Origin of the sequence: Algibacter sp., from assembly GCF_029245835.1 — a bacterium.
In the GTDB taxonomy this organism is placed as follows: Bacteria; Bacteroidota; Bacteroidia; order Flavobacteriales; family Flavobacteriaceae; genus Algibacter_B.
The window spans coordinates 76,587-97,267 of the sequence record NZ_JAQWOO010000032.1 but is presented as its reverse complement, the minus strand read 5'-3'; the positions used below and the strand labels follow the sequence as shown (position 1 = coordinate 97,267).

Here is a 20,681-nt window from a genome sequence, read left to right as displayed (position 1 = left end):
TTTTGAGATGCTTCGACTGCACTCAGCATGACAGAATAGATTTATTTTAATTTATATCGCAATCCGGTATAATACATACTTCCAAAAATGGGACCATATACAAATGTACTATCAAAATTCGCTCCAAAAGGATCATCGGCCCCTAAAATCGGGTTTGACTGCCTAAGATTTGTAATGTTTTCACCTCCTAAATATACTTCAAATTTTGGAGAAAATACTTTAGTTATTTGAGCGTTTAAAGTAGCGACAGTTGGTGTTCTCTCTGGTAATTGATATTCCGATGGATTACTACTTGTGGAGGCATAACGTTGGTCGCTTAACCAATTAAAAGTGGTATCAAATTTCCAATGCGCTCCATTTTCCTGAATACCAGTTTCGTAACCTAAATTAGCAAACACACGGTGTTTGGGAGTTAAAGGTCTCTCTAGCCTGCCTGAATTATAATCCGTCTTTACATCATAAAATTTATACGCCATGCGTAAATCGAAATATTCAAAAGGGTTATAACTAAATTCGACTTGAAAACTGTTGGAATAACTTTTTCCATCAAGGTTATAAAAACTTATTTCGCCAGGATTTTCCCAATCCACAACCACTTGATTTTTGAAATCCGTTTTATAATAATCTAAAGTGACATCTCCTTTCCGTCCAAAAAGATTAAAACCTTGTAAATATGAAAACCCATAATTCCAAGCAATTTCTGGATCTAATCCAAAAATATTACCGCCAGAATTCAAAATATTGATTTGCCTTGATGTTGAAAACAATTGTTGATTTTCAGTAAAAATATTAGCGCTTCGTTTTCCTCTTCCAAAAGACGCTCTAAAAGCCGATTTACTCCAAGGAGAATATCTAGCATGCACTCGAGGCGTTACAAATGTTCCTAATAAATTATGATGATCTATCCGTATACCTGCGGTAAGATTAAACAATTCTAAATTATCAAAACTATATTCAAAAAAAACACCTACTGAATTTTCAGTTCTTTCAAAATTTGAATCTAAATTTCCTGCATCAAGCTGCTCATCATAATGATCGTAAGTATAACTTATTCCCGTTTTTATTTTATGCCTAGAATCGCTAATTATTGAATTGTATATGGCATTGGTGTATAAACTATTATGCTCAATATCGTATACATTCAATCCGAAATATGACTCTTGCTTATGACTACTAAATGCTGTTTGCACCCCAAGACTTTGCCATGGGATTTCTGGATTTACATACCCAAATTTGGTAGATATTTCATAACGTCTAGTGTCAATTTCACTTCCCCATACTTCGTCTCCGCTCAGTACAAGCGCATTAGTGGTTAATTTATTTGTATCTGGATTAAAATCAAGTTGACCTGTTTGCTTTTCATCATTTAAAAACTTCAAATTAATAAAGCTCACAAAGCCTTTTTCAGTATCTATATATTGCCAACGATTCATCACATTAATTTGGTTAAATTTTGGCATATCCATAAACCCATCACTATTCACATCATGTTCTTTGTTATGCTTATTTCCGTGTATATACAATCCACTAGACCATTTATCATTCACCTTTGTGTTAATATGCGTATTTAGTTCCAAACGCTCACTCGATGCACCGTACAAATTAACAAATAAAGCATCATCTGATGAAGGTTTTACCAATTCTGCATTAATCTGACCTGCGATACTTTCAAAACCATTAACCACACTTCCCGCACCTTTAGTGATTTGAATACTTTCTACCCAAGTACCAGGAATAAAACTTAAGCCATATGCTTGAGATGCACCCCGAATGGAAGGGATATTTTCAGTTGCTATTAAAATATACGGACTCGTTAATCCCAACATTTTTATTTGACGTGTACCTGAAATAGCATCGGCAAAATTAACATCTATAGATGGATTCGTTTCAAAACTTTCAGATAGGTTACAACAGGCTGCTTTTAACAATTCATCACTACTCACATTTATTACATTTGTAGCTTTATAATATGATTTTGCCGTGGTTTGTTTTCTTGACGTCACCATAACAGCATCTAAATTATCTGTAGATTGTAGCCAATGTTTTATTCTTTTTGGTTCATTAATAGTTAGTGTGTCCGTTTTAAAACCAACATAACTAATCACTAATTTATTATATTGTGGCTTATACGCGAGTGTAAAGCTACCGTCAACATCGGTAACCGTTCCAACCTCGGTATTTAACCAATACACATTCGCACCAGCTAAACCTATCTCTTGATTTTCAGCATTCGCTTCCAATATTTTTCCAGAAATATGTTCTTGTGAAAAAACAATTATCGGAAGCATTATGATTATAAATATTAATCGCTTCATTTAACTGTAGGTTTTAATTAGCATTACAATTGCCATAACAATCATAATAGTATTCTCAATAAATGTGGCTTTGGTCATGGGTAGTTTTAATACCGTTCCTAAACACGCACATTGAATGGATTTTTTATCCAACAATGTTTTAGTAACACCAATGGTTGTAATTCCTAAAACAACAAGTGTTGTAACTAATGCTATTGGGATTTCAATACGCATTAAAAACATAACACCTAATGCCACTTCAATAAAAGGATACATCCAACCATACAAAGGCATGACTTTAGCCAACGGATCGTACATTTTGAATGACTCAGGAAAACCTTTTAAATCTAGCAACTTAAAGAAGCTAAAAACAATATAGAATAAACCCATAAAATCGAGCATAAATCCGCTTAAATCCCAAGGTTTTATATTAAGCAAAACAGAAGCTATAATGACATAGCCAAAAATTAAAAACAACGGGAATAATTGTTTTAGATCACTTTTCTCCTCAGAATTAATCTCTGTAGATGAATTAAAAATGTTTTTTTTTGAAATCAAGTATTTATCCTGTAAGCTTTTTTGAAATGTTTCAGTTGAAATGTGATTTGACATTTCGATAATAGCTTCAGAAGATTCTAAATCAACTGATGCTTTAATAACATCTGGAAGTGCATTTAATTTATCTTCTACAGATGTTTTACAACTACTACAGGTCATGCCTGCAATTGAATATGTATGTTTCATTTTGAAAAATAATTTGATTAATAATTCTTTATAAATTCCGCGAAAGCGAAAACATAAAAACTAAAAATCAAATAATGAAGACTTGGTCTAAAACGTGTATGTCGGCGACCAAATTAGGAGGAGAATAATCTTTGTGAGGAATAATTTGTTTTGTTAAGCTTTCAAACATACCAACATAAGAAAAAGTAAATGCGGCAACAAATTGTTGTTGTTCAAAATCTAAATCTTCAAACGATGAAAATTTTAATTCATCTTGACCTTGAATAACATCTATTTCATCTTTGCAACACGACTTCTTTTGAAGTATTTCCATAGATTCCATAGCACACTTTTCAACTTCAGCGAACATAGAAGCATCTACTAAAATATCTCCACAATAATGCTTTTCAATAGTAAAAGATACCGTTGAAAATAACACCAATAAAGATAAACTTATTGATAGTGTTTTATGTAGAAAAGAGTTTATCACCATACAAAATTACAAAAATCCTTAGCCTTAATATGACTTTTATCGAATGTTTAACATTCAATTTTTTAGTTTATGGTAGTAAAATGCAGGCAATAGAAGAATTAAAATAATAGGCTGAATTAAAAACCTACGGATATTAAAAAACAAATAATAGTCTTCTTGCTTCGGATTAACCACAAAATACATATAGAAGAGCATAAGCACGATAAAAGCAATTGCATAAATGAATACAGAGAATTTAATAATGCTTTTATCTCTAAAAACAACAAACAAAATAGCCAATGAAATAATTGTATTTAGAAGATAACGCAATGTTGTAAAACCAACTAATTTAGCCACTTCGCGCCTAGGACTATCGATATATAGGTAATCATTTTGAAAGAACTCTAAATACGGATCATAAAACAAAATGCCTTCATAAAAGCGAATCAATATCAAAATCAACACTAATATGGCGAGTAATATGTATTTAGTGACTTTATGCATTGGTTTTATTCAATTTTGAAAATCTATTCACCCAAAAAATCCATAATAAAAACACCATGCCATAAATAATACCAGGAAAAATAACGGTGTGTAAAAGATCACCGTATTTAGGGTAGTGGTATAGTCCTAGTGTTAAAACAACGATCCGCAACAAATTCACAACATATATCAAAACACTGCCTAATAAAATATAGAAAAACGTAGTTTTTAAGTTTCCCGAAAAGACCACGATAAATGATAGAAATAAAATAATCACACTTATGGAATTACAGCCTTCAATGATTCTTCCTATAAATTCACCATTTAAAATTATTTTCATTGATGGTTCACCGGGATGCGGTAAGACTTGCGTTGGATAACCAAATGAATTAAGTATAGATTCACTCTGTAAAGAAACTAAATGAGTAACATAATCTGGATAAAATTTTGAGCCATCAGAATATTGTAAATACAATTTATAAATCACAGATAAGACCGCATACACCAACAAAAACGTAAGGATGAATTTAATTACCGACTTGTATTTTATAAGAAGTGATTTCAAAAACTTTATCTAAAACTGGATATCGAAATTACACCTTTTTAAATACTTTTACCAAAACTTTTTTATTTATGAATTTTGAAGAACTTAAACCGCAAGTAAATGCTATTGTTACAAACACCAATAAAACTGATGATGAGCGCCTTTTAGAAATTTGTGAATTACTTGAAGCCTCTGTTAAACATTACAATTGGGTAGGTTTTTATTTTAGAAATGGCAAAAAAGAAGAATTAATTTTAGGTCCGTACGTAGGCGAACCTACAGAACATAACGTGATTCCTTTTGGAAAAGGTATTTGCGGACAGGTGGCAGTTAGTAATGAAAACTTTGTAGTGCCCGATGTGGCTGCTCAAGATAATTACATTGCTTGCAGTATAACGGTTAAAGCAGAAATTGTAGTCCCTATTTTTGTTAATGGTGCTAATATTGGGCAAATTGATATAGATTCTAACACGCAAGACCCATTTTCTGAAGCCGATGAACGCTTTTTAGAGTTTGTTTGTGCGCAAGTTTCGAAGCATATGTAGCCAATTCAAAACAAAAACAAAATTCCAAAAACTATATTCTAATAATCATATTCCAGTCGACAAAGGTTAAACTTCATGTGTTTATAACCGCTCGATATCTAAAATTTTTTCTACAATTTTCCCCATCTCTTTTTGTTTAAAATCAAACCAATTTTGACGCTTGTTAGAATTATGAATGATATGGTTAAAATTTTGAAATGGTTTTTTTCTTTCCAAAGCGCTCAACAAGGCTTGTTTTAATATGTTATCCTCAAGTTGTTCGGTAAAATATTCCATAATTTTAAAGGAGTCAAAACTTTCCAAAACCTCGATTTTAATAAACCCAGAGTTTTTTTTGGTTACTCTTTTGAAATCTTCGCCAAAAGTTTCGTCGAATGATTCATCATCCATAATTAGCGAATTGTTAGGTATAGCAATCAGTTCATATGTTTTTTTATTGTAATAACTATTACAACCAATTTCCAAGTTTTCTGCAATTTCTTTAATTAATTTTGTGTTTGTATGCTCCATAAAATATACGTTTTTGGTCAATTTTGCTTGCAATATTAATAACGATTACTCTAAATATCACATTTTAAAAATAATGAATTATTGGGATTTGTGCTTATTTTTTTGGAATTTCATTTTCTTGTTAACAACTTCACGTTTTCGTTAAAAAAACGCATTCTTTTTTAAGAATCTTGAGCTTATTTTATTAGATGAAATAAGTACTTTTGCACTTTAATAAAAAAACCTGTCAGGTTTTAAAAACCTGACAGGTTTGATAACCAAACACTAACAAGGCAATGAGCAACGAAAAAACTATTAAATCGGCATTGATTTCAGTATTCAGTAAAGACGGTTTAGAACCTATAGTAAAAGAACTAGACAAACAAGGTGTAACCATTTATTCTACTGGTGGAACAGAGAAATTTATAAACGATTTAGGGATTAAAGTTGTTCCTGTTGAAGATGTAACATCTTACCCTTCTATTCTTGGTGGACGTGTAAAAACATTACACCCAAAAGTATTTGGTGGTATTTTAAACAGACAAAACCATGATGGTGATGTTGCAGAGTTAGTTGAATATGAGATTCCCCAAATAGATGTGGTAATTGTTGATTTATATCCGTTTGAAAAAACGGTTGCTTCTGGAGCTAGTAATCAAGATATCATTGAAAAAATAGACATTGGTGGAATTTCTTTAATTAGAGCCGCAGCTAAAAATTATGCTGATGTGATTTGCGTATCGTCTGTTGATGATTATGGGGAGTTTTTAGAACTGATTTCTGAAAACAATGGTGTGATTTCTGAAGAAAACAGAAAGCGTTTTGCTGGAAAAGCATTTAATGTGTCTTCGCATTACGATACGGCTATTTTTAACTACTTCAATAAAAATCATGATGAAGCTGTTTTAAAAATTAGTGAAACGAATGGTAAGGTTTTGCGCTACGGTGAAAACCCACATCAAAAGGGGTTTTTCTTTGGAAATTTTGATGAATTATTTACAAAACTTCATGGTAAAGAATTAAGTTACAACAACCTTTTAGACGTTGATGCAGCGGTTAATTTAATGTTAGAATTTAAAAACGATGCGCCAACATTTGCCATTTTAAAACACAATAACGCTTGTGGATTAGCACAGCGCGATAATTTGCACCAAGCTTATGTTGATGCTTTAGCTGGCGATCCTGTTTCTGCTTTTGGTGGCGTGTTGATTAGTAATACAGAAATTGATTTAACAACGGCGGAAGAGATTCACAAATTATTCTGCGAAGTGGTTATTGCTCCTTCTTTTTCCGCGGAAGCGTTAGACGTTTTAAAAGGTAAAAAGAATAGAATTTTACTGGTTATCCATGAAATTGACATGCCAAAAACAAACGTTAGAAGTTGTTTAAATGGTGTTTTAGTTCAAGACAGAAATAATATTACGGATAAAGCTGAAGATTTAAAGAATGTAACGAATACCGCCCCTACCCAAGCTCAAATTGATGATTTAATATTTGCTTCTAAGATTTGTAAGCATACTAAATCGAACACGATTGTTTTAGCTAAAAACAAACAATTATGTGCTAGCGGAACAGGACAAACAAGTCGTGTTGATGCTCTAGAACAGGCCATTCATAAAGCAGGGACTTTTAAGTTCGATTTAAAAGGCTCGGTTATGGCGAGTGATGCCTTTTTTCCGTTTCCGGATTGTGTAGAAATAGCAAATAATGCTGGTGTTTCTGCGGTAATCCAACCTGGTGGGTCTATAAAAGATCAATTAAGTATTGATTATTGTAATGATAATGGCGTTGCTATGGTGATGACGGGTACACGTCATTTTAAACACTAACAAATTCCTGCGAAAGCAGGAATCTCATGAATTAATTCTAGATTATCAATTACAACTAAAGCTGTTTAATAGAAGTAGTGAGTACTGCGTTAGGGATTAAACGGTTGGACTGCGCTTACCGCAGGCTAAATGTTTGAAATCCCCGACGAAGGAGGGATTGAGTAGTGAAAGCCCGACCCTTTTGGGTAACGCTCAAATTATAATTTTATAGTCTAAAAATCGATAAATAACGTATAACAAACGTATACATTATTTTAACAAGAATTTGAACCCCTTAAAAGTCATATATTTAGTAACTTTTATTACATTTACGGGATTCGTTTTTAAACCACTTAAAACATTTAATAACACATGGGATTTTTTGATTTCTTAACAGAAGAAATTGCAATAGATTTAGGTACTGCAAATACACTTATAATTCACAACGATAAAGTTGTTGTTGATGCACCTTCAATTGTAGCACGCGATAGGATTTCTGGCAAAATAATTGCTGTTGGTCAAGAAGCCAGTTTAATGCAAGGAAAAACTCATGAAAACATTAAAACCATTCGCCCTCTCAAAGATGGTGTTATTGCAGATTTTGACGCCTCGGAACAAATGATAAGTATGTTTATTAAAAACATACCTGCTTTAAAAAAGAAATTCTTTACGCCTGCCTTACGTATGGTTATTTGTATTCCTTCGGGGATTACCGAAGTGGAGATGCGCGCGGTTAAGGAAAGTGCGGAGCGTGTTAATGGAAAAGAAGTGTATTTGATTCACGAACCTATGGCTGCGGCTATTGGTATTGGCGTTGACATCATGCAACCTAAAGGAAACATGGTGGTTGATATAGGTGGTGGTACTACAGAAATTGCAGTTATTGCTTTGGGTGGTATTGTTTGCGACAAATCTGTTAAAATTGCAGGTGATGTATTTACTAACGATATTGTGTATTACATGCGTACACAACACAATTTATATGTTGGTGAGCGTACTGCGGAAAAAATAAAAATACAAATTGGCGCAGCTACTGAAGATTTAGAATTACCGCCTGAAGACATGAGTGTTCAAGGACGTGATTTATTAACAGGAAAACCAAAACAAGTATCTATATCGTACAGAGAAATTGCTAAAGCTTTAGATAAATCTATACTTCGTATTGAAGATGCCGTTATGGAAACCTTATCGCAAACGCCTCCAGAATTAGCTGCCGATATTTACAATACTGGTATTTATTTAGCGGGTGGTGGCTCTATGCTACGTGGTTTAGACAAACGTTTATCTCAGAAAACAGATTTACCTGTTTATATAGCAGAAGACCCATTACGCGCCGTAGTAAGAGGGACTGGTATTACACTTAAAAATTTACCTAAATATAAAAGTGTATTGATAAAATAGAGAATACCTACTAAATCATGCAACAGATTATTAATTTTATAATAAGAAACAAAAACTTTTTGTTGTTCTTGTTGCTGTTTTGTGTTTCGCTGGTATTTACTATTCAATCGCATTCCTATCATAAAAGCAAGTTTATTAATTCGGCTAATTTTTTAACTGGAGGTGTTTACAATTCTGTAAATAATGTTAGTAGTTATTTCAATTTAAAATCTCAAAATCAGTTATTAGCTGAAGAAAACAAAAGACTACGTTCCATACTACACAATTCTGAAGTAGAAATAGATTCTATTTTTATTGACAGCCTAACTTTCGGGGAATCGTATCGTTTTTTTAGCTCTAATATTATAAAAAATAGTTATTCATTAAACAATAATATCTTAACTCTAAATAAAGGTACTAACGACAGTATCAAACAAGATTTTGGCGTTATTTCTTCAAAAGGTATTATTGGTATTATAGATAAAACTAGCCGTAATTATTCTACTGTAATTTCTATTTTAAATACCACAAGTAGAATTAGTGCGCAATTAAAAAAAACCAATCATTTTGGAACTTTAACCTGGAATGGAAAAGATCCAAAATTCACTCAACTTATAGATATTCCTAAAATTTCACCTGTAAGTATTGGTGATACTATAATTACTTCTGGTCGTTCGTCTATATTTCCTAAAGGTGTTCGTGTTGGTGTTATAGAAGATTTTAAACTAGACCAAGCTGAAAATTACTATGAAATTAATGTGAGACTCTTTAATGATATGACTAACATTGAGCACGTTTATATTATTGAAAATGCAGACAAACAAGAGATAACCAATTTACTAAGTAATAATTAAATGAATAGTATTTTTTCTGTACATACCATCCGTTTTATTACCTTAGTGTTTATCCAGGTTTTAATCTTAAATCATATTAATTTTTTTGGATACATAAACCCTTATATATACATTCTATTTATTGGATTATTTCCTATTAAAAACAACCGAATTGCATTAATACTATTAAGCTTCCTGCTTGGTTTAACCATAGACCTGTTTTTAGATACAGGAGGTATACATGCAGCTGCATGCGTATTTATAGCATACATACGTCCAATAATTCTAAAATTTTCTTTCGGAACGATTTACGAGCACCAAACCATTAGATTTAATACTGTAGAATTTGGCTCAAAACTCACCTATTTCACACTATTAACAGTGTTGCATCATATTGTTTTGTTTTCTTTAGAAATATTTAGCATTTCTAACATAATTTTAATACTTCAAAAAACGTTATTCTCAAGTATATTCACTATTTTATTAAGTGTTATTGTAACTATAATTTTTAGTAAAGAATCTAAATGAGACAATTTTTACTCTTCATTACTATAATTGCTGTTGGCGTTTTATTTATTTCTAGGTTATTCTACCTTCAGGTTTATAATTCTAGTGGAAATGACTTGTTTGAAGACAACGCCATTAGAAAGGTTTATGACTACCCGAAACGCGGTTTTGTTTATGATAGAAACGGCCAATTACTTGTAGCCAATCAGCCATCATATGATGTAATGGTTATTCCTCGAGAAGTAGATCCTTTAGATACACTTGAGTTTTGTAATCTTTTAAAAATTGACAAGGTACGTTTTATAAAAAAATACGAAAAAGCCAAACACTATTCGCCCAGGCTACCCTCTGTTTTTGTATCGCACTTATCAAAAGAAGACTATGCAGTTTTACAAGAAAAAATGCGAAAGTTTCATGGTTTTTATATCCAAAAACGTTCCCTTAGAAATTACGAGACTACTATTGGCGCCAATGTTCTTGGAGATATTGGTGAGGTAAATAATGCTAATATTAGAAAAGACCCCTATTATAAAATGGGCGATTTAATAGGAAAACAAGGCGTTGAAGCATCTTACGAAAAGACCCTTAGAGGCACCAAAGGCATTAAATTTATTCAAAAAGATAGATTTAATAGAAATATTGGTCCATACAAAGACGGTGCGTTTGACACTATTCCTAAGCAAGGTAAAGATATTACCATAACTATTGATGCGCAACTTCAAGCTTATGGCGAATTGCTTATGAAAAATAAACGTGGTGGTGTTATAGCCATTGAGCCCGCTACAGGAGAAATATTAGCCATGGTAACCGCACCAAGCTACGACCCCAGCATTTTAGTGGGAAGAGAGCGCTCAAAAAACTTCACAAAACTATACCAAGACAATATTGCAAAACCACTTTTCAATAGAAGTTTGAAAGGGGAATATGAACCCGGTTCTCCTTTTAAATTAATGAATGCATTAATTGCGCTCCAAGAAGGGGTATTAACGCCTGATGAAACCGTTACTTGCTATGCAGGTTACAAATATGGAAATAGGTTTATGAAATGCCACTGTAACAGAGGTACTAGAAATAACATGGTTACTGGTATTCAACGCTCTTGTAATGCTTATTTTGCAACAACTTACAGAAAAATTCTGGACAAGAATGGCAGTTCTTCTGATGGTATTGACGCCTGGAGTAAACACGCACAAAGTTTTGGTTTAGGCAATTATTTAAATAACGATTTATTTGTTGGAGCAAAAGGCAGAATTCCAGACAGAGCTTATTACAAACGCATTTATCCCAAAACATTTTATTCTACATATACGATTTCCAATGCGATTGGACAAGGCGAAGTAGCTACTACACCAATACAATTAGCTAATATGACTGCGGCGATAGCTAACAGAGGATATTATTATACACCACATATTGTAAAAAACATTGAAGGCGAAATATTGCCAGAACAGTTTACAAAACCTAAATACACTACCATAGATAAAGTAAACTTCGAACCTGTTATAGAAGGCATGTTGCAAGTTTACAAAAAAGGAACAGCAGCTTCATTACAAGTAAAAGATATAGAAATTTGCGGAAAAACAGGAACAGTTGAAAACTTTGCGAAAATTGACAGTGTTAAAACCCAATTAACAGACCATTCTATATTTGTCGCTTTTGCACCTAAAGAAAACCCTAAAATAGCCATAGCCGTTTTTGTTGAAAACGGATATTGGGGAAGCAGATTTGCAGGTAAAGTAGCAAGTTTAATGATTGAAAAACACATAAAAGGTCACACTACAAGAAAAGATCTAGAAGAATGGCTTTTAAAACATAGCTTAGAAAATGAGTATGCTAAACCTTATTCTGGCAAACCTTTTAAAATTAATAGATACACTACTTTACAGATTGTTGAAGAACAAGAGTACCATACATTAAAAAAAGAATTGAATCGAATTAATAAATCCAAAAATTGATGGTTAGAGATACCAATAGGCATTTTAAATTCGATTGGATTACCATTTTTCTTTTCATGCTATTAGTTGGTTTTGGGTGGTTGAATATTTTGTCGGCATCACATACAGGAACTACCATAAATTATTTTGATATCTCTCAACCTTTTGGTAAACAACTCATTTTTATTTTTTTAACCTTCGGATTAATTATCCTTTTACTAGCTGTAGACGCTAAGTTTTACGAACGATTTTCAAGTATTATTTACATCCTCTCTATGCTCTCTTTAGTGGGACTTTTTATTTTTGGTAAAAATGTAAATGGTGCCACATCTTGGTACGCTATTGGCGGCATGACTATCCAACCCAGTGAGTTTGCTAAAACCGCAACAGCACTTGCTGTAGCCAAATATGTTAGTGATTTAAATACGAATATTAAGACCCTTAAAGACCAGATACAAACATTCATTATTATTGCTATTCCTGCCATTTTGGTATTACTTCAAAATGATACAGGGAGTACCATTGTCTACGGTGCTTTCTTTTTTGTTTTGTACCGAGAAGGCTTACCAAAATATTATTTAACTATTGGTATTTCAATAATTTTACTATCTATATTATCTTTAAAATTTGGAGCTATTATAACATCCATTATTGCCTTAATACTTGTAGTTAGTTTTCATTTTTTAAGCAAAAAAAAACTTAGAATTTTTCAATCTGCTTTTATATTAATAGTTGCTTTTACTGTAACTTTTGGAGTGAAATTCTTTTACCAAAGTATTTTAAAACCTCATCAACAAGATCGAATAAGCCTTTGGTTACGTTTAGAAAAAGATCCTGAAAAGCTAGAACAAATGAAACGTACTTTTGCCTATAACCTCAATGAGTCTGAGAAAGCCATTAGCTCGGGAGGTTTTTCAGGAAGAGGGTTTATGGAAGGCACACGAACTACTGGAAAATTTGTTCCAGAACAACACACTGATTATATTTTTAGTACCGTTGGCGAAGAATGGGGGTTTTTAGGAAGTGCCTTTGTTGTGATTGTTTTCGTATTGCTTTTGCTACGTATTTTACATTTAGCAGAATTACAAAAATCACAATTTAGCAGGGTTTATGGTTATGGCGTAGCGGCTGTCATTTTTATCCATTTCTTTATAAATATTGGGATGGTTATGGGCTTAATTCCAACCATTGGTATTCCTTTACCTATGTTTAGCTACGGAGGCTCTGGCCTCTGGGCTTTTACTATTTTAATCTTTATTTTTATAAAGTTAGACTCAAACAAAATAAACGAATGGTAGCTCCGGTCGATAATCCACTTTTAATTATATCACTCAGATGAAAAAAATAATTACGCTTCTTGTTTTATGCTTATTCATTATTGGGTGTTCTAGCTCAAAAAAGCTCATTAAAAATTCTTTTTCTGCGGAAGAGGTTAAGTTAATTATGAATGCTGATAGCTTAAAACCTATGCGTGTTTATAAAATAAATAACAAGAGAGATTCGCTATTACTCAGAACAAAAAGCACATATATAAAACCAAATCCAAAAAATCCTATTTTACAAAATTTTGTAAAACGCCTTTATGCAACAGTTAGAGACAGCATGTCTATGGGTGTTGGTATTGCAGCTCCACAAGTTGGTATATTAAAAAATATTATTTGGGCACAACGTTTTGATAAAGAAAACCTCCCTTTTGAAGTGTATTTAAATCCTAAAATCGTGTCTTATTCTACGAAAAAACAAACAGTAAAAGAAGGTTGTTTGTCGATTCCTAATAGAACGGACACCCTTAATAGTCGCTCCTATTCTATTACCATTGAATATGACACTATGAATGCAGAACACAAATCTGAAACTGTAAATGGTTTTACATCCGTTGTTTTTCAGCATGAAATAGATCATCTAAATGGTATTTTATATTTGGATCACTTATCAAAAGAAATGAAAGAAACTAAACCTTAATCCATTTTAATAAACCAAATAAAATATTATATTTAAACTCATAATATAGACTTCATTAACCTAGATTTAAATCCTAAAAAAATGAAAAAAAACATCTTAATACTAACTTTTTTTATAGCAACTTTAACGCTTTGCAACGCACAAAAAATTGATACCGAAAAAGTATTTGGAGGTTATAAATACACACAAAATGATGAACTGATTTCTATTGGTGACTTAGCATCCATTATGGAATCTAATACCAGTGCTTTTGAATTAATAAAAAAAGGTCGCACAAACCGAAGTCTTGCAGCTGTATTAGGTTTTGCAGGTGGTGGCTTAATAGGATGGCCATTAGGAACCGCATTAGGCGGAGGTAAAGCCAATTGGGCGTTAGCAGGTATTGGTACTGGACTAGTAATTATTGGAATTCCAATTTCTTCAAGTGCAAACAAAAAAATTAATGAAGCTGTAGCGACTTATAATGCATCATTAAATGCAACATCTTACAATGAATTTAAACCAGAATTTAAAATCATAGCAAACGGAAACGGTTTTGGGTTAGCCATGAATTTTTAAAAAAAACAATAAATTATTCTTTTTTCAATTCTAATTTTTCAGCAAAATAATCACAAAAATCTTTCATGGTTGCACTCATTTTGTCATCTTGAGTTGCTCTATGAAAAGTATCACTCATAGCCACTAAGGTTTGATGAAAAAACACTTTCATCTCATCTACAGGCATATCTTTTGTCCATAAATCTATACGAAGTGTTTCTTGCGTTTTAGCATCCCAAACTGCAAGCATCATGGCTTTAGCTTCTTCATTAGTTATCCCTCCATCTTGTGCCGTCCAATGTAATTTTTCTGGCACACGGTTTTCATCCAATTCAATATTAAGCTCTATTTTTGATGTTATTTTATTTGCCATTATTTGCGTGGTTTAAATTTTGAGTTATTAAAAATATCGTCGGTACTTTTTATGAGCAGATCTTTTAAAGTCACATCATTTTGATCCATATAAGCTCTTACAATTTGCCAACCTATATACTGCCCTAGTCGCCCTGGGGAATCTGAATCAATACTTTCTAAATAGAACTTAGAAAACGGTGCTGGGTTAATAAATCGTCTTGGTAATTTAGAATCTGTACTAAACAATAATTCGCGACTTACAAAAAAACGCCAGATATAATTTTCATTTGTAATGGCCCAATCTAGTTCAGATTGTGTATACCCAATACGTTCTGCTTCAGTTTTAAATGGAAGCATCACATCTTTAAAATACAATAGTTTCCCGAAATAAATCATTTCATCTAATAAACGTTTTCTATTAGGGTGATAGATATATTTTTTCGCATATTCATTTGCGAGGTCAACTACTATATGCTCTTTGCTTAAATTTCTTCTTATAAATTTTTGGATGTTTGAATACACATAAAACTCATGCTCGCTACCTAGATAAGAATCTAATGCAATTATCGCAATAGTATCTGTTACAATGACTCTATTTCTATAATCCACATCGTTAGTGGTGGTTATAATTCGAGGCGGATTAAACTCTAGAAAGTAATATTTTAAATGGTTGAATAGCAATTCTATCTCATTTTCAGTATCATCAAAATTTGAAAAGGTTTTATCAACTTCATCAAATAACTGAATTTGTAAAGTATCTGTTTTTTTTGCTAACCAAAATGAATCAAGATACTTTTCAGAAAACATGAAAGGATATTCCTTTTTTAAATTTGGAAAGTCTTCTTCAGTAACTTTAGCAAATAGCTTCTCAAAACGCTCTATCTTAACATCTGTATTTACCTTAGCTATTTCATACTCCAAAGCGCTTTCTTTTCTACAAGAAAAAGCACTCATAAAAACAAATAAATACAGTATTTTAGATTTCATAGAAAACTTAAACGTCATAAATTTTTATAAATTGAGTGTAAGGTTTATTTTTGTTTACAAAGGTACTATTATTACATAATAAATTCATTCAAAATGCAAACAGAAAAAGTTGTAGATTATATTGTTAATTGGTTAAAAGATTATGCTACAAAAGCAGGAATAAATGGCTTTGTTGTAGGAGTTTCTGGTGGAATTGATTCTGCAGTAACCTCTACACTTTGCGCAAAAACAGGACTTAACGTTTTATGTGTTGAAATGCCTATACATCAGGCTAAGAGTCATGTAAGCAGAGCCAAAGAGCATATTGCACAGCTTTTAGACCGTTTTGATAATGTAGATGAAACGCGTACTGACTTAACCCCTGTTTTTGAAGCGTTTAAAACGGAAGTGTTTTTGGATGGTGACCAAGCTACAGTAGATATGGCCTTAGCAAATACACGTGCTAGGTTAAGAATGACTACGCTCTATTATTATGCAGGATTATACGGATTATTAGTTGCAGGGACTGGAAATAAAGTAGAAGATTTTGGTGTGGGTTTTTACACCAAGTATGGTGATGGTGGCGTAGATTTAAGTCCGATTGCAGATTTAATGAAGTCTGAAGTTTATCGAATAGGCGAATTTTTAAAAGTACCAGAATCTATAATGAAAGCAGCCCCTAGTGATGGTTTATTTGGTGATAGTAGAAGTGACGAAGATCAAATTGGTGCTTCATACCCAGAATTAGAGTGGGCTATGAAAAAGGATGATGAAGGAAAAACGGCTAAGGACTTTTCAGGACGAGAAAAAGCCGTATTTGAAATATATAAACGCTATAATACCTCAAACAAACATAAGATGATTCCTATTCCGATTTGCGAAATTCCTAGTAATCTGCTGTAAGAATTGCAGATTATTTAAAAAAGTATTACATTTACAGCAAGCTTAATCTCTCAACTTAACTATCTCTCAACTAGTTATTTAAAAAAAGCTTTTTTATTATGATAAAATTATTAATAGCAGACAACCACCCAATTACGAGAAAAGGACTAGAAGTTCTTTTTTCTGCCTCACCCAACATTAAAATTGTTGGTAGTGTAGATGATGGCGAAGCCATTTTGGATTTTGTAAAGAAAAATCCTGTAGACATTATTTTAACTGAAGCCGATTTTCCAAAATTAAATGGATTGACGGTTTTACGTTATTTGAAGAATGATTTTCCAGACATTAAAACCATTATTCTTAGTGCGCAACCTGAAGAGGTTTACGCCATTAACGCCATTAAAGCTGGTGCAGCAGGTTACTTAAACAAATCTGTGAATGTAATTACTATTAACGAAGCCATCATGAAAGTACATGAAGGTGGTATTCATTTAAGTAATGATTTAACGCAACAACTTGCTTTTGGCACAAGAGTAAATAAGAGTGGAAATTTCTACAAAAAACTTTCTACTAGAGAATCTGAAGTTTTAAAACTTCTGACTATTGGTAGAAAAAACAAAGAAATATCTAAGGAATTAGACATTAACGAAAAAACAGTTAGTACTTATAAAGCTCGATTAATGCGAAAGTTAAAAGTTACTAATTTAGTTGACCTAGTTAATCAAGCGAAGCTTAGCCAACAAGTATAGTTTTTACAATACTCTGTTTAGTTTTCTAGACAACAACATTTTTAGACCCGAATAGTCTTTTACTTCTTCAAGTATATTTCTATTCGAGTCTATTTTGTTTTGCAGTGTTTCTTGCTGAAACTCTTTTACCTTTTGGTCAATTAAAAAGCATCGTAAACTTAAAATGGTTTCGCTAACCAATTGTGCTATAGATTGCATTTTTCCTCTAGGAAAAATATTCATTCTATTCCAATCGTCTAAAGCATAACGTTCATCCTCCATCAAGATAGTCGTAATTTCATTAGCCATCTCTTGATTTACAGAATTAACAAATGTTTTTAATTCAAATTCTTGGTCTTGATTTAATCGGTCTATAATGGTATAATAAAGTGTTTTAAACTGCTCATTAGTAAATTGCATTTCATCATCCTGCAAGTCTAAAAATACTTTTTCAAATACTTTTGCTTCATGAATTACGGGCTCTAAAACCAATTCTGACTTATCATTTTCTTTTAAAACTAAGTCTTCAAAATGCTCGGTTTTATTTCCATAAAGCAATAATATTTCTATTATTTTTCGTTCTAAAACGTATTGAATATTAACTTTTTCAACAGGTTGCTGATGCTTTATAACATCAAAAGCTTTTTGTTCAGTTTTATTTTTTTTGTGCGTTTCTTGAAATTCTTTTTTATCGATTTGAGCCAATGTACTAAACAAAACCTCTTCACTAATATCCATTATTCTAGCACATTCCTGAATGTAAATTTCTTTTTTAATACGGTCTGGAATTTTAGATATACTATTTACAATATCTCTAACGGTATCTGCCTTTTTTATGGGGTCGTTTTTAGATTCTTCAAATAATATAGAGGCCTTAAATTGAATAAAATCTTTGGCATTTTCATTTAGATATAATGTAAGTTCTTCTAATGTGTTTTGTCTTGAAAAACTATCAGGATCTTCACCTTCAGGGAAAGTACAAACCTTAACATTCATTCCTTGTTCCAAAATTAAATCGATTCCACGAAGTGATGCACGCATACCCGCAGCATCGCCATCAAAAAGTACGGTAATATTTTTTGTAAGTCGGTTTATTAGCCTTATTTGCTCAGATGTTAAGGCTGTTCCAGAAGAAGAAACAACGTTTTGGATACCTGTTTGATGAAACTGAATAACATCGGTATAACCTTCAACTAAATAACAATTATCTTCCTTAGCTATACTTTGCTTTGCATGATAAATACCATATAACACTTTACTTTTATGGTAAATATCACTTTCTGGAGAGTTCACATACTTCGCCGCTTTTTTATCTGCTACAAGAATACGGCCACCATAACCTAATACGCGACCACTCATGCTTTTTATAGGAAACATAACACGCCCTTTAAACCTATCAAAGCGTTTATCTTCTTTAACTATGGTAAGTCCTGTTTTTGATAAAAAATCAATATTATAACCTTGTTTTAAAGCTTCATCTGTAAAGGCTTGCCATTCATTGAGCGAATATCCTAAATCGAATTTTTTAATCGTTTCTTCAGTAAAACCACGTTGTTTAAAATAACTTAATCCTATAGATTTTCCTTGATCCGTTTTATGTAATATGTTTTGAAAATAAGTATTTGCAAACTCACTTACTAAATATAAACTTTCACGCTCATTTGCTTTCTCTTTTTGCTCGTTTGACTGCTCAGTTTCTTCTATTTCAATATTATACTTTTTAGCTAGATATTTAATAGCTTCAGGATATGTAAAGTGCTCGTGTTCCATTAAAAACGATACGGCAGTCCCTCCTTTACCAGTTGAAAAATCTTTCCAGATTTGCTTTACTGGCGATACCATAAAACTTGGCGAACGCTCATCACTAAAAGGGCTTAAGCCTTTAAAGTTACTTCCCGCTTTTTTAAGTTGAACAAAATCACCAATTACCTCCTCTACTCGGGCGGTTTCAAATACTTGATCAATGGATGATGGTGATATCAAAAAATAAGATTTTTAGTGTATGTAAAAGTAAGATAAAATAATACATGGTTCAATAGCTAAATCAAGCAGTTATTTTAAAAACTAAAAAACCCGAAAAAATTCGAGTTTTTTAGTAGCTTATGCAGGTTTAATTTTTTTTTAATTGATTTAAAAAATCTTCTAATCCATATCAAATCTAACACCAATAGAAATATTATTTTGATTAACTATTTGATCTTTAAATATTGGAGATAAATCATATTTCACATAAAGTGCTACATCGTCAAAAGCGATATAGCTACTTAATCCGTAAACTAAATTTGTGGTATTAAATCCACGTTTTTGTTTGTCTTTGATACGCTCGCCGTCTAATTCATATTTTAGCTTTTGTCGTGTCCCAATATTGAAACCAGCATAACCACCAATACCTATTTTGAATTTATTATCGGTTGAATATCTAAAATAAGTGTCTTTATCAATTCTTTTTGATGGACCAAATTCAAAATGTAACGGAAATACCAAATTTGTAATAGACAGTTTAGATTTTTTAAGGCTTTCTGGAAACTCTTCCAAAACAGTTTGATCACCTTGTTGAACAAAGTACCGATTATCCTGAGGCTTTAACCCATTTATTTGAAGAGAATACCCATATTTTAATCTTAAGACATTTGAGTTTTTGAACACTCGCGTTTTCCAAGCCCAACCAATTTCAAAAAAACGAGAACCTCCAAATTTATAAGGTGAGTCATCTAAATTTTCACCTTCAATTATGGCATTATTCAATCCAAAAGCAAGAACAAAATCGCTTGAGGTTCGCAAATCGTACTTTTTGGGTTTGTTTCTATAGTTGATTTTTATACCTGCAAAACTATCATCGTTACCGCCTATACTCATACCAACTCTAGACAAATCTTCCTCATTATTTATGCGATATCCCTCATCATTTCGTTCTAATAAAGAAATTTTATTGTTTATTATAGCTAAACGATTTTCAATATTTAAGGCACGCCTTTTTGCCAGTTGTTTTTTAAGACTTTCAGCCTCATCATTGTTGATTTCACCGCTATTTAAACGCAAGTTTATAGCCTCTACTTCTGCTTTTAAAAAATTACGTTCCTCTTCTTTAATACGCTCTTTAATATCTTTTAATGTTTCTATTTTGTACTTATTATTTCTGTTACTTATCGTGTCTTGAGCATAAATAAATTGAATACTCAAAGCAAGAATGAGCATCATTATGTGTTTTGTAATTGTTTGCATAACTGTTCGTTTTTTGAT

The 20,681-nt window shown here is 32.1% G+C and carries 21 protein-coding genes; 11 read left to right on the top strand and 10 right to left on the bottom strand.

Annotated elements, in window-relative coordinates:
* Positions 1 to 41: 41 nt before the first annotated feature.
* The 5 genes from P8K68_RS05265 to xrtF all read right to left on the bottom strand — a co-directional run bounded on the left by P8K68_RS05265 (position 42) and on the right by xrtF (position 4,537).
* Entirely contained in the window at positions 42 to 2,315 is a 2,274-nt protein-coding gene (locus tag P8K68_RS05265) for a TonB-dependent receptor (RefSeq protein WP_300248628.1), read from the bottom strand.
* The gene (locus tag P8K68_RS05260) at positions 2,316 to 3,038 is read right to left on the bottom strand and encodes a MauE/DoxX family redox-associated membrane protein (protein WP_300248627.1); all 723 of its coding nucleotides are present in this window, start codon (positions 3,036 to 3,038) and stop codon (positions 2,316 to 2,318) included. It abuts the gene before it with no gap.
* A gap of 67 nt (positions 3,039 to 3,105) precedes the next feature.
* Positions 3,106 to 3,456, bottom strand: coding sequence for a hypothetical protein (locus tag P8K68_RS05255; RefSeq protein ID WP_366143730.1), 351 nt, complete (start codon positions 3,454 to 3,456; stop codon positions 3,106 to 3,108).
* A 108-nt stretch (positions 3,457 to 3,564) separates the two neighbouring features.
* The gene (locus P8K68_RS05250) at positions 3,565 to 3,993 is read right to left on the bottom strand and encodes an exosortase F system-associated protein (protein ID WP_300248625.1); all 429 of its coding nucleotides are present in this window, start codon (positions 3,991 to 3,993) and stop codon (positions 3,565 to 3,567) included.
* A complete protein-coding gene (xrtF, locus tag P8K68_RS05245) occupies positions 3,986 to 4,537 on the bottom strand; it encodes an exosortase family protein XrtF (RefSeq protein ID WP_300248624.1) in 552 nt (183 codons plus the stop codon). The genes P8K68_RS05250 and xrtF overlap by 8 nt, the downstream gene beginning before the upstream one ends.
* A gap of 68 nt (positions 4,538 to 4,605) precedes the next feature.
* On the opposite strand from xrtF, the gene P8K68_RS05240 reads away from it, so the two are divergent.
* On the top strand, positions 4,606 to 5,061 hold the full coding sequence (locus tag P8K68_RS05240) for a GAF domain-containing protein (RefSeq protein WP_300248623.1): 456 nt from the start codon (positions 4,606 to 4,608) through the stop codon (positions 5,059 to 5,061).
* Positions 5,062 to 5,142: 81 nt separating this feature from the next.
* On the opposite strand, the gene P8K68_RS05235 is transcribed toward P8K68_RS05240, so the two are convergent.
* The gene (locus tag P8K68_RS05235; RefSeq protein ID WP_300248622.1) at positions 5,143 to 5,571 is read right to left on the bottom strand and encodes a UPF0158 family protein; all 429 of its coding nucleotides are present in this window, start codon (positions 5,569 to 5,571) and stop codon (positions 5,143 to 5,145) included.
* Positions 5,572 to 5,846: 275 nt separating this feature from the next.
* Here P8K68_RS05235 and purH point away from each other — a divergent pair, with 275 nt between their 5' ends.
* The 8 genes from purH to P8K68_RS05195 all read left to right on the top strand — a co-directional run bounded on the left by purH (position 5,847) and on the right by P8K68_RS05195 (position 14,532).
* Entirely contained in the window at positions 5,847 to 7,379 is a 1,533-nt protein-coding gene (gene purH, locus P8K68_RS05230; protein ID WP_300248621.1) for a bifunctional phosphoribosylaminoimidazolecarboxamide formyltransferase/IMP cyclohydrolase, read from the top strand.
* 351 nt (positions 7,380 to 7,730) lie between these two features.
* On the top strand, positions 7,731 to 8,759 hold the full coding sequence (locus tag P8K68_RS05225; RefSeq protein WP_019388210.1) for a rod shape-determining protein: 1,029 nt from the start codon (positions 7,731 to 7,733) through the stop codon (positions 8,757 to 8,759).
* 17 nt (positions 8,760 to 8,776) lie between these two features.
* Complete coding sequence (gene mreC, locus P8K68_RS05220) at positions 8,777 to 9,592, top strand: rod shape-determining protein MreC (protein WP_300248620.1); 816 nt, start codon at positions 8,777 to 8,779, stop codon at positions 9,590 to 9,592.
* Positions 9,593 to 10,099, top strand: a complete 507-nt coding sequence (locus P8K68_RS05215; RefSeq protein WP_300248619.1) for a rod shape-determining protein MreD — start codon at positions 9,593 to 9,595, stop codon at positions 10,097 to 10,099.
* Positions 10,096 to 12,033: a penicillin-binding protein 2 gene (mrdA, locus tag P8K68_RS05210; RefSeq protein WP_300248618.1), complete on the top strand. Its 1,938-nt coding sequence runs from the start codon at positions 10,096 to 10,098 to the stop codon at positions 12,031 to 12,033. The genes P8K68_RS05215 and mrdA overlap by 4 nt, the downstream gene beginning before the upstream one ends.
* Positions 12,033 to 13,310 (top strand): rod shape-determining protein RodA, encoded by a 1,278-nt coding sequence (rodA, locus tag P8K68_RS05205; RefSeq protein WP_300248617.1) that lies wholly within the window; start codon positions 12,033 to 12,035, stop codon positions 13,308 to 13,310. Before mrdA ends, rodA begins: the two co-directional genes overlap by 1 nt.
* A 37-nt stretch (positions 13,311 to 13,347) precedes the next feature.
* Positions 13,348 to 13,974, top strand: a complete 627-nt coding sequence (gene def, locus P8K68_RS05200; RefSeq protein ID WP_300248616.1) for a peptide deformylase — start codon at positions 13,348 to 13,350, stop codon at positions 13,972 to 13,974.
* 81 nt (positions 13,975 to 14,055) lie between these two features.
* Complete coding sequence (locus P8K68_RS05195; protein ID WP_300248615.1) at positions 14,056 to 14,532, top strand: hypothetical protein; 477 nt, start codon at positions 14,056 to 14,058, stop codon at positions 14,530 to 14,532.
* 13 nt (positions 14,533 to 14,545) lie between these two features.
* Here P8K68_RS05195 and gldC read toward each other — a convergent pair whose 3' ends face one another.
* Together gldC and gldB are read right to left on the bottom strand one after the other, a co-directional pair.
* Positions 14,546 to 14,884 (bottom strand): gliding motility protein GldC, encoded by a 339-nt coding sequence (gldC, locus tag P8K68_RS05190; protein ID WP_300248613.1) that lies wholly within the window; start codon positions 14,882 to 14,884, stop codon positions 14,546 to 14,548.
* Positions 14,884 to 15,852: a gliding motility lipoprotein GldB gene (gene gldB, locus P8K68_RS05185; protein WP_300248612.1), complete on the bottom strand. Its 969-nt coding sequence runs from the start codon at positions 15,850 to 15,852 to the stop codon at positions 14,884 to 14,886. Before gldB ends, gldC begins: the two co-directional genes overlap by 1 nt.
* A gap of 93 nt (positions 15,853 to 15,945) precedes the next feature.
* On the opposite strand from gldB, the gene nadE reads away from it, so the two are divergent.
* Positions 15,946 to 16,734, top strand: coding sequence for an NAD(+) synthase (nadE, locus tag P8K68_RS05180; protein ID WP_300248610.1), 789 nt, complete (start codon positions 15,946 to 15,948; stop codon positions 16,732 to 16,734).
* Between the two features lie 98 nt (positions 16,735 to 16,832).
* Positions 16,833 to 17,462, top strand: coding sequence for a response regulator transcription factor (locus P8K68_RS05175; RefSeq protein ID WP_300248608.1), 630 nt, complete (start codon positions 16,833 to 16,835; stop codon positions 17,460 to 17,462).
* Positions 17,463 to 17,465: 3 nt separating this feature from the next.
* Here P8K68_RS05175 and dnaG read toward each other — a convergent pair whose 3' ends face one another.
* A complete protein-coding gene (gene dnaG / locus P8K68_RS05170) occupies positions 17,466 to 19,424 on the bottom strand; it encodes a DNA primase (RefSeq protein ID WP_300248607.1) in 1,959 nt (652 codons plus the stop codon).
* A 159-nt stretch (positions 19,425 to 19,583) separates the two neighbouring features.
* Positions 19,584 to 20,663 carry a hypothetical protein gene (locus tag P8K68_RS05165; RefSeq protein ID WP_300248606.1) on the bottom strand — a complete coding sequence of 360 codons (1,080 nt, stop codon included), beginning with the start codon at positions 20,661 to 20,663 and terminating at the stop codon, positions 19,584 to 19,586.
* Between the last annotated feature and the right edge of the window lie 18 nt (positions 20,664 to 20,681).

Bases quoted from the DNA above. Each gene is read 5' to 3' on its own strand.
- P8K68_RS05265 (WP_300248628.1), bottom strand. From the start codon at position 2,315: ATGAAGCGATTAATATTTATAATCATAATGCTTCCGATAATTGTTTTT.
- P8K68_RS05260 (WP_300248627.1), bottom strand. From the start codon at position 3,038: ATGAAACATACATATTCAATTGCAGGCATGACCTGTAGTAGTTGTAAA.
- P8K68_RS05250 (WP_300248625.1), bottom strand. From the start codon at position 3,993: ATGCATAAAGTCACTAAATACATATTACTCGCCATATTAGTGTTGATT.
- P8K68_RS05240 (WP_300248623.1), top strand. From the start codon at position 4,606: ATGAATTTTGAAGAACTTAAACCGCAAGTAAATGCTATTGTTACAAAC.
- P8K68_RS05235 (WP_300248622.1), bottom strand. From the start codon at position 5,571: ATGGAGCATACAAACACAAAATTAATTAAAGAAATTGCAGAAAACTTG.
- purH (WP_300248621.1), top strand. From the start codon at position 5,847: ATGAGCAACGAAAAAACTATTAAATCGGCATTGATTTCAGTATTCAGT.
- P8K68_RS05225 (WP_019388210.1), top strand. From the start codon at position 7,731: ATGGGATTTTTTGATTTCTTAACAGAAGAAATTGCAATAGATTTAGGT.
- mreC (WP_300248620.1), top strand. From the start codon at position 8,777: ATGCAACAGATTATTAATTTTATAATAAGAAACAAAAACTTTTTGTTG.
- P8K68_RS05215 (WP_300248619.1), top strand. From the start codon at position 9,593: ATGAATAGTATTTTTTCTGTACATACCATCCGTTTTATTACCTTAGTG.
- mrdA (WP_300248618.1), top strand. From the start codon at position 10,096: ATGAGACAATTTTTACTCTTCATTACTATAATTGCTGTTGGCGTTTTA.
- rodA (WP_300248617.1), top strand. From the start codon at position 12,033: ATGGTTAGAGATACCAATAGGCATTTTAAATTCGATTGGATTACCATT.
- def (WP_300248616.1), top strand. From the start codon at position 13,348: ATGAAAAAAATAATTACGCTTCTTGTTTTATGCTTATTCATTATTGGG.
- P8K68_RS05195 (WP_300248615.1), top strand. From the start codon at position 14,056: ATGAAAAAAAACATCTTAATACTAACTTTTTTTATAGCAACTTTAACG.
- gldC (WP_300248613.1), bottom strand. From the start codon at position 14,884: ATGGCAAATAAAATAACATCAAAAATAGAGCTTAATATTGAATTGGAT.
- gldB (WP_300248612.1), bottom strand. From the start codon at position 15,852: ATGAAATCTAAAATACTGTATTTATTTGTTTTTATGAGTGCTTTTTCT.
- nadE (WP_300248610.1), top strand. From the start codon at position 15,946: ATGCAAACAGAAAAAGTTGTAGATTATATTGTTAATTGGTTAAAAGAT.
- P8K68_RS05175 (WP_300248608.1), top strand. From the start codon at position 16,833: ATGATAAAATTATTAATAGCAGACAACCACCCAATTACGAGAAAAGGA.
- P8K68_RS05165 (WP_300248606.1), bottom strand. From the start codon at position 20,663: ATGCAAACAATTACAAAACACATAATGATGCTCATTCTTGCTTTGAGT.